The 13491-nt window shown below is 56.0% G+C and carries 13 protein-coding genes and 1 pseudogene; 6 read left to right on the top strand and 8 right to left on the bottom strand.

What is annotated here, in order from left to right:
• Positions 1-73: 73 nt before the first annotated feature.
• Positions 74-274, bottom strand: a complete 201-nt coding sequence (locus C8N30_RS02965) for a hypothetical protein (protein WP_025063007.1) — start codon at positions 272-274, stop codon at positions 74-76.
• A gap of 124 nt (positions 275-398) precedes the next feature.
• Positions 399-602, bottom strand: a complete 204-nt coding sequence (locus C8N30_RS02960) for a Flp family type IVb pilin (protein WP_025063006.1) — start codon at positions 600-602, stop codon at positions 399-401.
• A gap of 360 nt (positions 603-962) precedes the next feature.
• Between C8N30_RS02960 and C8N30_RS02955 the strand changes: the two genes are divergently transcribed.
• Positions 963-1787, top strand: coding sequence for a lytic transglycosylase domain-containing protein (locus C8N30_RS02955; RefSeq protein ID WP_025063005.1), 825 nt, complete (start codon positions 963-965; stop codon positions 1785-1787).
• A gap of 48 nt (positions 1788-1835) precedes the next feature.
• Here C8N30_RS02955 and C8N30_RS02950 read toward each other — a convergent pair whose 3' ends face one another.
• The 6 genes and pseudogenes from C8N30_RS02950 to tldD all read right to left on the bottom strand — a co-directional run bounded on the left by C8N30_RS02950 (position 1836) and on the right by tldD (position 9677).
• Positions 1836-2459 carry a 3-oxoacid CoA-transferase subunit B gene (locus tag C8N30_RS02950; RefSeq protein WP_025063004.1) on the bottom strand — a complete coding sequence of 208 codons (624 nt, stop codon included), beginning with the start codon at positions 2457-2459 and terminating at the stop codon, positions 1836-1838.
• A gap of 2 nt (positions 2460-2461) precedes the next feature.
• A complete protein-coding gene (locus tag C8N30_RS02945) occupies positions 2462-3166 on the bottom strand; it encodes a CoA transferase subunit A (RefSeq protein WP_025063003.1) in 705 nt (234 codons plus the stop codon).
• 100 nt (positions 3167-3266) lie between these two features.
• Complete coding sequence (locus C8N30_RS02940) at positions 3267-3833, bottom strand: L,D-transpeptidase (protein WP_025063002.1); 567 nt, start codon at positions 3831-3833, stop codon at positions 3267-3269.
• Positions 3834-3985: 152 nt separating this feature from the next.
• The gene (gene topA, locus C8N30_RS02935) at positions 3986-6805 is read right to left on the bottom strand and encodes a type I DNA topoisomerase (protein ID WP_025063001.1); all 2820 of its coding nucleotides are present in this window, start codon (positions 6803-6805) and stop codon (positions 3986-3988) included.
• Between the two features lie 176 nt (positions 6806-6981).
• Positions 6982-8168, bottom strand: a pseudogene (gene dprA / locus C8N30_RS02930) (DNA-processing protein DprA).
• Between the two features lie 87 nt (positions 8169-8255).
• Entirely contained in the window at positions 8256-9677 is a 1422-nt protein-coding gene (gene tldD, locus C8N30_RS02925) for a metalloprotease TldD (protein ID WP_025063000.1), read from the bottom strand.
• A gap of 213 nt (positions 9678-9890) precedes the next feature.
• On the opposite strand from tldD, the gene coxB reads away from it, so the two are divergent.
• The 5 genes from coxB (at position 9891) to C8N30_RS02900 (ending at position 13441) form a co-directional block, all read left to right on the top strand.
• Positions 9891-10787, top strand: coding sequence for a cytochrome c oxidase subunit II (coxB, locus tag C8N30_RS02920; protein WP_025062999.1), 897 nt, complete (start codon positions 9891-9893; stop codon positions 10785-10787).
• Between the two features lie 113 nt (positions 10788-10900).
• Positions 10901-11839, top strand: a complete 939-nt coding sequence (gene cyoE, locus C8N30_RS02915) for a heme o synthase (RefSeq protein ID WP_025062998.1) — start codon at positions 10901-10903, stop codon at positions 11837-11839.
• Positions 11839-12033 (top strand): hypothetical protein, encoded by a 195-nt coding sequence (locus tag C8N30_RS02910; RefSeq protein WP_025062997.1) that lies wholly within the window; start codon positions 11839-11841, stop codon positions 12031-12033. The genes cyoE and C8N30_RS02910 overlap by 1 nt, the downstream gene beginning before the upstream one ends.
• Positions 12033-12608 (top strand): cytochrome c oxidase assembly protein, encoded by a 576-nt coding sequence (locus tag C8N30_RS02905; RefSeq protein ID WP_025062996.1) that lies wholly within the window; start codon positions 12033-12035, stop codon positions 12606-12608. The genes C8N30_RS02910 and C8N30_RS02905 overlap by 1 nt, the downstream gene beginning before the upstream one ends.
• 23 nt (positions 12609-12631) lie before the next feature.
• A complete protein-coding gene (locus C8N30_RS02900; protein WP_025062995.1) occupies positions 12632-13441 on the top strand; it encodes a cytochrome c oxidase subunit 3 in 810 nt (269 codons plus the stop codon).
• Positions 13442-13491 lie beyond the last annotated feature (50 nt).

Raw genomic sequence — 13491 nt, 5'->3', positions numbered from 1 at the left:
CTATGTGCCAGTAGATTATGGTGATTTTGCGTCTTAATCCGCAAAAACCGAAGGCACCGCAGAGTGCGGCACCTTACCCACCTGAGTTCATTAAATCTTCTACAGGGGTCTGTGTGAGATAATCACCGACGTTGTTTCCAACACTCCGGCTGCCTTGCTGGATTGATGCGAACGAAGCAATTGCCAGGCCGACAACAGCTGCGGTCAGCACGACCCAATCCACGGTTACTGCACCGCCTTCGTCTTTGCCGAACGTCTTGATGCGGTTGATCATCGGTAAACTCTCAATTTCTGTTACGGCTGTGCGCAACCTGTGCAACGGAAAAGGGGGCTGCATTCTATGCAGAACGCAGCCCCCCTGATCTGGTGTGAGCAGAAGCTAACCTACCCGCTAGAGCTTATGGGGCGGCTGGCGCGCCAACTTCACCGATAACCTGTGCGCCAAGGAAGGTGGATGTGTTGGCTGTCATGCTGCCTGCGCCGGTTTCGATTGCGCCGTAGGCTGCGATCGCCAGGCCAACAACTGCGGCTGTCAGAACAACCCAGTCAACTGTTACTGCGCCGTCTTCGTCATTGCGGAAGTTTTTTACGAATTTCATCATGTTGTTATCCCTCCAAAGGATGTTTTTAAGTTCTGAGTTACAACCCTGTCTCACCGTGTGGCCCGCTCTCATTCAGACCTGCTCGACTTGGTATGACCCTATATAGCTGTAAGATTGGGGCATGAATTTGGCAGCAAATGAGGCATTTTCAGTTGGTACAAATTATTTAAATAAATTTTTGGCAACCTTCTGTTATTGAACGGTTTTAATTAAAAAACCTTTTGGGTATGTGCGGAGATGCGACCAAAACACCCCAATTATGGCAAATTCGCCATGTTTCGCTGCCTCATTTGCTGGTTTTGATGGGCTTTTTGCGCAATATTGAATCAAAAAAGCAGTTCAAAAATGAAAACAGGGCCTATGAAACGTATAAGATTGTCGCTCGCGCTGGGTGTTGCGCTGGCCATTTCGCCGGTGGCTGGTGATTCAGGTGCGGAATCTCCCGCGCCTTTCCCTGACTTCCAGCCAAAATTCGTACAACCGCCAAAAGCGGGGGCGCGAAAACGGGTTAACGTACAGATTAACCGCCCCGCGCCCTCTCTCATACCTGAACCTGCCGCGCAGCTCGCGCCATCGGGCGCGCTGGAGCGTACAAACCGCGGTCAGTATGACTGGTTCTGGGCCAAGGTATCACCCGAGGCCTCTCAATCCGGTCCCGGACGCCTCGACATCGCGATGACGGCCCTTTCAAGTGCGACATCGCGTGTGCCTGCGCCGCGGCTTCAGCATATGCAGGACATCGCAAAGCTGCATGGCATCGATATTCTGCGCTCGACCATCGGGACAAAGGTATCGCCTGCGCTGGCACTTGCGGTGATTTCAGTAGAATCGTCTGGGCGTGTCGACGCCGTTAGTAGCGCAGGCGCACAGGGCCTGATGCAGCTGATGCCTGACACTGCCATCCGCTTTGGCGTCACCGACAGTAATGTCCCACAACAAAACATATCTGGTGGTATCAAATATCTCGACTGGTTGATGGGCGAGTTTGCCAATGATCCGATACTTGTCTTGGCGGGCTATAACGCGGGCGAGGGGTCTGTGCGCAAACACGCAGGCGTGCCGCCCTTTCCCGAAACGCGTGACTATGTGCCAAAAGTACTGGCTGCTTTTCAGGTCGCCAAGGGGTTATGTAAAACGCCGCCCGAGTTAATCTCGGACGGCTGTGTGTTCAACTTGATGAAGTAGATGCGGTAAAGCGTAACGGACATTCAGGGCCGCAACTTTTGCAGCGGTCTAGATCAGCGTTGCGTCAGTGGCCGCGCGCAGCTCATCCTCGGTAACGCCCTCTGCACATTCAACAATGCGCAAACCGCCCTCGACCACATCGAGTACGCCAAGATTGGTGATGATACGGTCGACAACCCCTTTACCGGTCAGGGGAAGGGTACATTCCTTAAGAACCTTGCTTTCGCCGTGCTTGTTTGCGTGATCCATGACCACGATTACACGCCCCACGCCCGCAACCAGATCCATCGCGCCGCCCATGCCCTTGACCAGCTTGCCAGGGATCATCCAGTTTGCCAGATCGCCGTTCTCCGACACTTCCATCGCACCCAGGATCGCCGCAGCGATTTTGCCGCCACGGATCATCCCGAATGACATCGCTGAATCGAAATATGCCGTGCGGTCCATCTCGGTTATGGTTTGTTTTCCCGCGTTGATTAGGTCTGCGTCCTCTTCGCCCTCAAAGGGGAAGGGGCCCATGCCCAGCATGCCATTCTCTGACTGGAGGGTGATGTCCTTGTCGCCGACATAGTTGGCCACCAGCGTCGGGATGCCGATGCCGAGGTTCACATACATGCCGTCTTCCAGCTCAAGTGCGGCGCGTGCCGCCATTTGGTTACGATCCCATGCCATGATTATGCTTCCTCGCGTTTACGGGTTGTGCGTTGCTCGATCCGGTTTTCGTGATCGCCTTGGATGATGCGGTGGACATAGATGCCGGGCAGGTGGATGTGGTCGGGGTCAAGGCTGCCTGTGGGCACGATCTCTTCTACTTCTACCACACAGATTTTGCCGCACATCGCGGCGGGCGGGTTAAAGTTGCGTGCGGTTTTACGGAAAATCAGATTGCCGGTCTCGTCCGCTTTCCAAGCTTTCACAATGGCGAGGTCTGCAAAAATCCCTTCCTCAAGAATATAGTCCTGACCGTTCCAGTTCTTCACATCCTTGCCTTCGGCAATCACGGTGCCTACGCCGGTCTTTGTGTAAAAGCCCGGAATGCCAGAACCACCAGCGCGCATGCGCTCGGCCAGCGTGCCCTGAGGTGTGAATTCCAGCTCCAGCTCGCCAGAGAGGTATTGGCGCATGAACTCCGCGTTCTCGCCCACATAGGACGAAATCATCTTTTTCACCTGCTTGGTTTGCAACAGGATGCCGATTCCGAAATCGTCCACGCCCGCATTATTTGACGCAAATGTGAGATCTTTGACGCCTGACTCGCGGATTGCGGCCAACAGGAGTTCGGGAATGCCACAAAGGCCGAAGCCGCCCGAGGCAATCAGCATGCCGTCTTCGAGAATCCCGTCTAGGGCCTCGGCGGCGTTCGCATATACTTTTTTCATGATTTCGTGCTCCCCTGATCCGTGAAGTGGTCAGGGGAGGTTGTGACGCGGGGGCAGGGAGCTGTCAATCATATGCCGCGCCGCAGCAGGCTTATCGATACTAGACCAGGCGCACTTGCGTGCCCACTTGTGCCATTGCAAAAAGCTCCTCAACCTTGTGGTTATACAGGCCGATACAGCCGTCCGAGGACTGGCGCCCGATCTTGCGGGTATCGTGGGTGCCGTGGATCAGATAGGCGGGCCATGACAAATACATTGCATGAGTCCCAAGTGGATTTCCGGGGCCGGGAGGCATGTAGGCAAGCGTAGGATCGCGCTCCATCATCGATGCCGTTGGGGTCCAGTCGGGGCCAACACGCTTACGCACGATTTGTGTATAACCCCGTTTGGTGAGTTCTTCGGAGCGGGGCACCGAGGAGGGATAGATTTTGTAAGTCACGCCGTCCGCGTCCCAATAGTGCAGGGTGCGCGATGAAATATCAGCAACAATCGCACCCTTTCCCAAGGTCTCAAAGTGATCCTGCCAGCGCTGTGTGCGAAAGCTCATGATATTGCGGCGGTTTTCTACAATATCGGGTGCATCCTGCGCACGGACAAGCGATGGCAACGCGAGCGACGCGCCGGCGGCGAGTATCATGCGACGTCTTGAAAAAGGTTTATTGGTCATCTTACTGCTTTCTCCTTTTGACAGGCCTAAGGCAGTACTTATCTATCGGGTGGAGAGATTAAAGGGATAGCAGACAGCCCTGACGTAAATGTTATCGCAGTGCAGCGCCCGTTCCCGGTCAGGGAAAGGACGCTGCACCAAGGATATGCTGTCTATGCATCCGTTTCCTTGGATGCAGTTTTAGATGCTGTTGCTATTTTCGCTGTGGGCTTCTTGGCCGCTGGCTTTTTTGCAGCGGCTTTTTTGGGAGCTGCTTTCTTGGCAGCAGGTTTCTTTGCGGTGGCTTTTTTAGGGGCTGCTTTCTTTTTCGCAGCAGGTTTTTTCTTACCCGATTTTTCGGCCCGCTCATCGATAAGTAGAACCGCCTGATCAATGGTGATGTCTTCGGGCTCTACCGTGTCGGGGATTGTCGCGTTGATTTTGTCCCACTTCACATAGGGGCCGTATTTACCCTTCATGACATTGACAGGTCCTCCCGCTGTGGGGTGCTCGCCCAGCTCGCGCAGGGGGGCCGCAGCCACACCGCGTTGCCCGCGCGATGCAACTTTCTCCGCCAACAGTTGCACGGCTCGGTTCATCCCGACGGTGAACACCTCGTCTATCCCTTCGAGGTTTGCATTTGTGCCACCACGGTCGGACGTGGAGGGCGCGTGTTTGAGGTAAGGGCCGTAGCGCCCGATGTTGGCCCAAACCATGATGCCGTCCTCGGGGTGCGGCCCGATCTCCCGCGGGAGCGACAGCAGCATAACGCCGCGTTCAAGATCAAGCTGTTCCGGCTCCCAGTCTTTTGGGATCGACTGGCGCGGAGGCTTTGGCACTTCTTCGGTCTGTGCGCCACGCTGTACATAGGGACCAAAGCGCCCTTTAAATACGCGAATTTCGTCGCCTTGGTCCTCGCCCAGCAGCTTGCCGTCGGGTGGAATAGCCGATGCTTCGGCCTCTGGATCAGGTGGGCCGAAGGGGCGGGTATAGCGGCACTCGGGATAGTTCGAGCAGCCGATGAACGCCCCGCCGGACCGCGCAGTTCGCATGCTAAGACGGCCAATTTCGCAGTTGGGGCACAACCGCGGATCAGTTCCCTCCGCATTGGCAGGAAACAAATGCGGCGCAAGCACATCGTTTATCTTTTCCAGCACTTCGGTGATGCGAAGCTCGGACGTTTCTGCAATCGCGGCCGAAAAATCGCGCCAGAACCTGTCGAGCACTTTCTTGTATTCGGCCTCTCCTGCGGAGACTTTATCAAGCTGGTCTTCGAGATCTGCGGTGAAGTCATAGCCGATATAGCGTTTGAAGTAATTTTCCAGAAACGCAGTCACCAGACGTCCCTTGTCTTCGGGGATCAAACGCTGGCCCTCGCGGCGCACGTAGCCGCGGTCCTGAATGGTGGTGACAATGCTGGCATATGTGGAGGGTCGACCAATGCCGAGCTCTTCCATCCGTTTTACAAGCGTCGCTTCGGTATAGCGTGGTGGCGGCTGCGTAAAATGTTGTCCTCCAAGAACGGCATCGCGCTCGGCCAAGAGCGCACCGGACTTGCGTTGCATGCCCGCAGCACCTTTGTCGCTTGCGTCAATAAGCGCATCGTCGCCTTCTATGCCGGTGGCCTTGGCGAATTCTTCTGAATAGCGCGCAGCGGGTGATTTTTTGAGCGCATCGCCATGGCTTATCTGTGGCAGGCGCTTTTCATCGTCGTCTGCCACGTCATCGCGGCCCTCTTCATAGACCTTGAGAAACCCGTCAAAGAGAACAACCTGGCCTGTGGCGCGCAATGTGACCTGTTTGTCGGCGGAAGAGACATCGACAGTGGTCCGCTCCAGCCGCGCACTTTCCATCTGACAAGCCAACGTGCGCTTCCATATCAGATCATACAGTTTGCGCTGGTCGCCATCCATCAGCTTGAGGGCATCCGCATCCTTCGACATTTCTGTGGGCCGGATACATTCATGCGCTTCCTGAGCGTTTTTGGCTTTATTTTTGTAAAGGCGCGGCTTTTCAGGAATATACTTGTCGCCATAGCGCTCGGTAATCGCTTCGCGGGCCATCTCCATCGCTTCGGGCGCCATATCGATGCCGTCGGTCCGCATGTAGGTGATGTGTCCTGCCTCATAGAGGCGCTGGGCGGTACTCATCGTCTGGCGCGCGCCCATGCCGAACTTGCGGCTCGCCTCCTGTTGGAGGGTCGATGTCATAAACGGCGCAGAAGGGTTGCGTGTGGCGGGCTTGGCTTCGACGGAGGCTACTTTGAGATCCCTGCTCGATACAGCTTGCACTGCCATCTCTGCTTTGGTCGCATCATCAAGATCGAACTTGTCGAGCTTCTTACCGGCAAGCTCTGTCAGGCGAACTTCGAATTCCTGCCCTGAAGGGGTAGAGACCAGTGCCTTCACGCTCCAAAACTCGCGGGGCCTGAACGCTTCGATCTCTATCTCGCGCTCGCAGATGATGCGCAGCGTGACCGATTGCACGCGGCCTGCGGATTTGGCACCTGGCAGTTTACGCCACAAAACAGGGCTGAGGTTGAAACCCACCAGATAGTCCAGCGCGCGCCGCGCCAAATAGGCCTCGACCAGCGGCATGTCGACCTGACGGGGGTTTTTCATCGCCTCGGTTACGGCGGTCTTGGTGATCGCATTAAAGACAACCCGGCTCACGGGCGTGTCTTTTTTGATGGATTTGCGCAGCGTCAAAGCTTCCTGCAGGTGCCAGCTTATTGCCTCCCCTTCGCGGTCGGGGTCGGTTGCGAGGATCAGTTCATTGTCGAGTTTTAGCGCATCGGCGATCGCCTTCATGTGCTTTTTGGAGCCGCTGTCGATCTCCCACAACATCTCGAAGTCGTTGTCGGTATCCACCGATCCGTTCTTGGCTGGCAGGTCACGTACATGGCCGTAGGATGCCAGAACCGTGAAGTTGTCACCAAGATATTTGTTGATCGTCTTGGCCTTGGCGGGAGATTCGACAACGACTACTGGCATGCAAATAAGGTCCTTCGACGGAGGTGTGTTGCGGCGTCTATGGCCTTTGACATGTGGGATGCAAGGGGCCTTTGTCAATGCGCGGCGGGATCAGCACGGCCTGCAGCCACGGTGAAAATGCCAACCTTTGACGCAGTTAACCTAATTTACTTGGCGCAACCGTCCGGCATTTTGGGCTAAACGGCTCGCGACAGAAGTCCCCCTGCACCACGCAAAACCTTGCCGTCCAACTCCAACTCGACCAGCGCGGGCGTGAGTGCGGAGGAGGGCAATTGCAGGTCACGGATAAGCTGGTCTTCGGCTACGGGGGAGGGGCCGAGCCGGCTCAGAATTGACAAATGCAGGCTGGCGGTTTCGCGCAACGTGCGGCGCGGTTTGGGGCTTTGCGATGCTGTGCGTGGGGTGAGCAGAGGTAGTCGTGACGCATTACTGTGGAGCGGACCGATGGCCTCCAGAATATCGGCTGCGCTGCGAATGCCTCCAGAATATCGGCTGCGCTGCGAATAAGGGTAGCACCATCGCGGATCAGCATGTTGCCTCCAGCGGCGCGTGCATCAAACGGATGGCCGGGGACGGCCATGACGTCGCGCCCCTGATCAAGGGCATCACGTGCGGTAATTAGACTTCCGGATTTCGCGGCGGCTTCCACCACGACCGTTGCGCGGGCAAGGCCGGAAATAATACGATTCCGTTTGGGGAAATATCGCGCCGTGGGGGTAAGGCCCATGGGTTGTTCGGACAGGCGCAAACCTTTACGCGCAATATCCTCTGCCAGAGCTGTATTCTCAGCGGGGTAAATGATGTCTACGCCGCCCGCCTGAACCGCGATAGTACCGAAGGGAAGTGCCGCCAGATGCGCCGCAGCATCCACGCCCCGCGCCAGACCTGACACAACAACATACCCCGCATCACCCAGATCATGGGCGAGTGTGCGGGCCATCCGCGTACCCAGCGAGGATGCATTGCGCGCACCGACCAGCGCGATCATGGGCCGTGCCAATAATGCAGAATCCCCAAGCAGCCATAAAAAAGGTGGTGCATCGTCAAGCTCGGCCAGCGAAGCAGGATAATCGGGGTGGTCGATGTGCAGCAGCTTTGCCCCTGCAGCATGGGCGGCGCGCAGTTCTGCACGTACAACACCTTCAGGGCAGATTTCGTATCCTGCAACGCCCGCAGACCGCGCCACCTCGGGTAGCGCGGCCAGCGCATTTTGCGCAGTGCCGTGTTCGATCAGCAGTCGTTTATACGTGGATATACCGACCCGGCGCGAGCGCAACAGACGGAGACGGGCAAACTGTTCGTCTTCCGGGGTGGGTGGGAGTGGGGGGTGAGTGGAAGAAGGATCGTAATTCCTGTCAGTCATCCCGTCGCTCCGTCTGTTGCTGGAATCAGATATAGTCCTCGTTGGTTAACAGAGGGTGAATCAATCCTTTCGGAATTGCCCGGTCTATCAAGCCGCAGCACCTCCAATAGTCAGGCCGCCGATCATCAGGGTCGGCTGGCCAACGCCCACAGGCACCCACTGGCCTTGCTTGCCGCAGTTGCCCATGCCGGGATCGAGGGAGGGGTCATTGCCGATGGCGCGGATTTGTTGGAGTGCAGTAGCGCCATCACCGATCAGGGTTGCCCCTTTGACAGGCGCGCCGACAACGCCGTTTTGCACGCGATATGCTTCGGTGCAGGAAAATACGAACTTGCCGTTGGTTATGTCCACCTGACCGCCGCCAAACCCCACGGCATAGATGCCATCCTTGAGGTCGGCCACGATGTCACCCGGAGCGGTATCGCCGCCCAACATGTAGGTATTGGTCATGCGGGGCATGGGGATGTGGGCAAAGCTTTGACGGCGGCCGTTGCCCGTACTTTTTACACCCATCAGGCGTGCATTCTGGCGATCTTGCATATAGCCGACCAGCTTGCCGTCCTCGATCAGGATATTTTTGGCGCTGGGCGTCCCTTCGTCGTCTACGGAGATGGAGCCGCGTCGGTCGGGGATGGTCCCGTCGTCCAGAACAGTCACACCTTTTGCGGCGATCTGCTGGCCCATGAGACCTGCAAAGGCGGATGTGCCTTTGCGATTAAAATCCCCCTCAAGGCCGTGACCGATGGCCTCGTGCAGCAAGATGCCAGGCCAGCCGGGGCCGAGCACCACGTCCATCATACCTGCAGGGGCAGGGACGGCTTCAAGATTCACAAGGGCGATACGCAGCGCCTCGCGGGCCTTGCCCTGCCAGTCTTCGGCAGCGATGAGACCGTCGAGTGAGGCGCGCCCACCGCCGCCCGCTGTGCCACTTTCACGGCGCCCCTCATGCTCGACGATGATCGAGACATTTACACGCGTCATGGGGCGGATGTCGCGCACAGAAGTTCCTTCGGGGCGCAAAATTTCGACTTCTTGAAGCGAGGCGGCGATCGAGGCGCTGACCTGTACAACGCGTTTGTCCAGGCTTCGGCAAAATGCATCCATTTCGCGCAATGTCTCTACTTTTACGGAAAACCCAACGCCTGCGATGGGGTCCTGATCGGTGTAAAGTTGTTTGTTGGTCCCCACCGGTGCATCCGCCCATGTGCCACCGCCATCACCAACAGCAAGGCGGGCCGTCTGTGCAGCACGCCTCAGGGCTGCTTCGGATATCTCGGTTGAATGGGCGTAGCCCGCAACCTCGCCGCGCACGGCGCGCAGTCCGAAACCGGTGGCGGCGCCATAGCTGGCTGTCTTGAGGCGGCCATCGTCGAACATCAGCGCCTCCGATCGGCTGCGCTCGAAAAACAACTCGCCGTCATCGGCGCCCGCGACGGCCTCGCGCAGGACGCGGAGCGCTGTATCCCGGTCCAAAAGGTCATCAAAGGGCGAAAAAGGGGCGTCTGACATCTGGGTAAGCTCCGTTAGGCGGGAAGGGAAGGGGACGATCATCGTGACGTTAAAGGGAATGGCAATTCGGCGGTGCGTTTCGCGTCCATCTGACGCAAGCATAGGACTTTCTTTCGTAACCAGAATATGATTGTAAGGCGCAAGATTACAACGGCAGGGCAGCATCCCTGTCGGGATAAGCCACTTAGGGTCAAGAAAATCAGGACGAATATGATGACAAAGCACCTCACACTTGCCGGTCTTTTGGCTGGCTTTACAAGCCTTCCAGCATGGGCACAAAGCATTGATCCACAAGGCCTTGAGATCATCGGAAAGCCTGTTGACGGTTTGATGGGCTTCCAGCCCGGAGTAACCGAGCTTGCGACTGATCTTCAGTGGCTCGACGGTATGATTCTTGTGATCATTAGTGTGATCACAGTGTTTGTGACCGCGCTGATCCTCTGGGTTGCCTTCCGCTATAACGCCAAGCGTAACCCGACTCCTGCGTCCTTCACCCACCACACACCCGTCGAGATTGCATGGACGGTTGTGCCAATCGTGATCCTCGTGGCGATTGGTGCTTGGTCGCTTCCGATCCTTTTCCGTCAGCAGGAAATTCCTGTTGCTGACGTCACAATCAAGGCGATCGGTAACCAGTGGTATTGGTCCTACGAGTACGTCGACGACGATTTTGGCTTTGACAGCTACATGATCGGTGCTCCGGCGCTTGGCGGCGAGAACATGAAAACACCTGAAGTGATAGCGCAGCTTGAAGCCGCCGGTTATTCTGAGAGCGAATGGCTGCTTGCGACCGATACAGCGGTTGTTGTGCCTGTGAACAAAACGATTGTGATGCAGGTGACAGGCTCGGACGTGATACACGCTTGGACGATCCCTGCGTTTGGCGTGAAGCAGGATGCCGTGCCGGGCCGTTTGGCACAGCTGTGGTTCAAAGCAGAAAAAGAGGGCGTTTTCTTTGGCCAGTGCTCCGAGCTTTGTGGTCAGGCACATGCATACATGCCGATCACGGTTAAAGTTGTTTCAGAAGCCGAGTACGCCCAATGGTTGAGCCGTGCGAAAGAAGAGTACGCAGGTATTGTTCCGACCGTTACAGTCGCATCTGCTGACTAAAGAGAAGGGCGGGGAACGTAGCCCCGCCTTCACATCTGTGGCCCCGCAATTGACCCTGCGCGGTGCTGCACGCAAGATTTGCCCCCACACGATTAAATTGGGATGACCGGACAATGACCGACGTGACAAATGCCCAAAGCTTCGAGAACGATCCACAACTGAGCGATTATTACGCGCTGATGAAGCCGCGTGTGATGCAACTGGTGGTATTTACGGCAGTTGTCGGGATGTTGGCTGCGCCGGTTGGCGTTAATCCAGTTGTCGGTTTTGCCTCCATTTTATTTCTGGCTATTGGGGCAGGGGCATCCGGCGCTCTTAATATGTGGTGGGATGCCGATATTGATGCCGTGATGAAGCGCACTGCTAAGCGGCCTATTCCCGCAGGTAAGGTGACGGCGCAGTCCGCGATGTATCTTGGTGTAGCCCTCTCCGGCCTGTCGGTAATGATGCTTTCGCTCAGCGCAAACCTGCTCGCTGGTTTCATGCTCGCCTTTACTATCTTTTTCTACGTCGTTCCCTATTCCATGTGGCTGAAACGGTCCACGCCGCAGAATATCGTGATTGGTGGGGCTGCTGGTGCATTTCCGCCTGTGATCGGGTGGATCATTGCGACCGGTGACATCATGGTCCTTGAGCCATGGTTGATGTTTGCGCTTATTTTCATGTGGACGCCGCCGCACTTTTGGGCGCTGGCACTGTTCATGCGCAACGATTACGATGATGCGAATGTTCCGATGCTGACCGTGACCCACGGACGCCGCGTGACGCGTAATCACATCCTCGCCTACACGGTGTTGCTGGTGATCCTTGCTGTCGGTACTGCCTTCACGGGAATTGGCGGTTGGATATATCTGGCAACCGCACTCGTGCTGAATGCACTTTTCCTCAAGGGTGCGTATGACATCTGGAAGCGGGACGAGGATATGTGCGAAGTCGATAACTTTGCCACCGAGCGAAAATTTTTCCGCCTTTCGCTGTGGTATCTGTTTGCCCATTTTGGCGCGATCCTGTTGGAAGCGCTGTTGAAACCTGTTGGATTTGGAGGCTGGTAATGGCCCTTCGCCCTGAACATGAAATTCATGGACGCCGCAAAAGCCTGAACATTGGTGTTGGACTGATGTTGGGCGGTTTCGTCCTGCTGGTGATGGTTCTTACTTTCACCAAAATTACGTCCGCAGAATTCCAGCTCCCTGCATCACAAGCAAAAGGTGTGGGCGAGCAGACCACAGTAGGAGGCACTGACTAATGGCAATCACCGGTCCCCAAAAAACTGTAGCCCAGACTGTAGGATTGGTTGTGGTAATGGGCGGTCTCGCTTGGGCCTCCGTCCCGTTCTATGATTGGTTCTGCCGCGTTACCGGATTTGGCGGTGTTCCGGGCATTTCGACTGTGGCCTCTGACGAAGTGCTTGAACAGACGATCAAGGTACGGTTTGACGGCTCGCTGAACAATCATATGGGGTGGGAGTTCAAGCCTGTTGTGCGCGAAATGGAAATACGCATCGGCGAGACCGGTCTGGCATTCTATGAGGCGTATAATCCCACAGACCGTCCCATCGCGGGGCAAGCGGCCTATAACGTAACGCCATATCAGGCCGGCGCGTTTTTTGAGAAAATAGACTGCTTCTGCTTTGAAGAGCAGGTCCTCGCCCCGGGCGAGCGTGTGCAAATGCCCGTCAGCTTTTTTGTTGACCCCGAAATTGTGGGCGATCGTGAAGGTCAGTATATACATACCATCACGCTATCCTATACATTCTACGAAATTGATTTGCCGGAAGGGTATGCCGCCCTCGAGGCAGACCAGACACCTGAATTAAACTAACAAAAGGACAAGGGACGCGCGCCATGGCCCATGCAAAAAATCACGACTACCACATCCTAGCCCCCTCTATCTGGCCGCTGCTGAGTTCGCTTTTTGCGTTTGTCATGCTGACGGGCGGTGTCTTGTGGATGCATTCCGTAACGCCGTTTGTTTTTCTGATCGGCTTCGTTGGCACACTGTATTGCAGCTTTGCATGGTGGTCCGAGGTTGTTGAGGAAAGCAAGATCGGCGATCACACAACAGTGGTACAGATTGGCCTGCGCTACGGCTTTATCCTGTTTATTATGTCCGAAGTGATGTTCTTCGTTGCGTGGTTCTGGAGCTTTTTCAAACACGCGATGTATCCGATGAACGAGTATTTTGGCTCAACCTATGTGCCACCGGTGATTTATCAGGTCGATGCTTTCCACCTGCCACTGATCAACACGCTAATCCTGCTGCTGTCGGGGTGTGCTGTCACATGGGCGCACCACGCGCTGGTTCATGGAAATAACCGTGCCGACCTTAAGAACGGGTTGCTGATCGCAGTAGTTTTGGGTTTGCTGTTCACTGCACTTCAGGCTTACGAATACGAGCATCTGCTGCACGAAGGCTGGGAGTTCGGCGGGGACAAGTTCTTCTCCAACTTCTTCATGGCTACAGGCTTTCACGGCTTCCACGTGATCATCGGCACGATCTTCCTGTTCGTCTGCTGGATGCGCGCCCGTGCTGGTCACTTCACTTCCGAGCGTCACGTAGGTTTCGAAGCCGCAGCATGGTACTGGCACTTTGTGGACGTGGTTTGGCTCTTTCTGTTTTTTGCCGTCTACGTTTTCGGCATCCCTGGAAACTAAGGTCAGGTATTGCACCTCTAGCGATACAAGTTAAACACCGACGCGCGAGG

This window comes from Sulfitobacter guttiformis (assembly GCF_003610455.1).
Lineage (GTDB): Bacteria > Pseudomonadota > Alphaproteobacteria > Rhodobacterales > Rhodobacteraceae > Sulfitobacter > Sulfitobacter guttiformis.
Note: the sequence above shows the minus strand (reverse complement) of the source record. Positions and strands in the feature narration are given on the sequence as shown.

Excerpts from the sequence above, each read along its gene's own strand:
- C8N30_RS02965 (WP_025063007.1), bottom strand. The coding sequence starts at position 274 with ATGATCAACCGCATCAAGACGTTCGGCAAAGACGAAGGCGGTGCAGTA.
- C8N30_RS02960 (WP_025063006.1), bottom strand. The coding sequence starts at position 602 with ATGATGAAATTCGTAAAAAACTTCCGCAATGACGAAGACGGCGCAGTA.
- C8N30_RS02955 (WP_025063005.1), top strand. The coding sequence starts at position 963 with ATGAAACGTATAAGATTGTCGCTCGCGCTGGGTGTTGCGCTGGCCATT.
- C8N30_RS02950 (WP_025063004.1), bottom strand. The coding sequence starts at position 2,459 with ATGGCATGGGATCGTAACCAAATGGCGGCACGCGCCGCACTTGAGCTG.
- C8N30_RS02945 (WP_025063003.1), bottom strand. The coding sequence starts at position 3,166 with ATGAAAAAAGTATATGCGAACGCCGCCGAGGCCCTAGACGGGATTCTC.
- C8N30_RS02940 (WP_025063002.1), bottom strand. The coding sequence starts at position 3,833 with ATGACCAATAAACCTTTTTCAAGACGTCGCATGATACTCGCCGCCGGC.
- topA (WP_025063001.1), bottom strand. The coding sequence starts at position 6,805 with ATGCCAGTAGTCGTTGTCGAATCTCCCGCCAAGGCCAAGACGATCAAC.
- tldD (WP_025063000.1), bottom strand. The coding sequence starts at position 9,677 with ATGTCAGACGCCCCTTTTTCGCCCTTTGATGACCTTTTGGACCGGGAT.
- coxB (WP_025062999.1), top strand. The coding sequence starts at position 9,891 with ATGACAAAGCACCTCACACTTGCCGGTCTTTTGGCTGGCTTTACAAGC.
- cyoE (WP_025062998.1), top strand. The coding sequence starts at position 10,901 with ATGACCGACGTGACAAATGCCCAAAGCTTCGAGAACGATCCACAACTG.
- C8N30_RS02910 (WP_025062997.1), top strand. The coding sequence starts at position 11,839 with ATGGCCCTTCGCCCTGAACATGAAATTCATGGACGCCGCAAAAGCCTG.
- C8N30_RS02905 (WP_025062996.1), top strand. The coding sequence starts at position 12,033 with ATGGCAATCACCGGTCCCCAAAAAACTGTAGCCCAGACTGTAGGATTG.
- C8N30_RS02900 (WP_025062995.1), top strand. The coding sequence starts at position 12,632 with ATGGCCCATGCAAAAAATCACGACTACCACATCCTAGCCCCCTCTATC.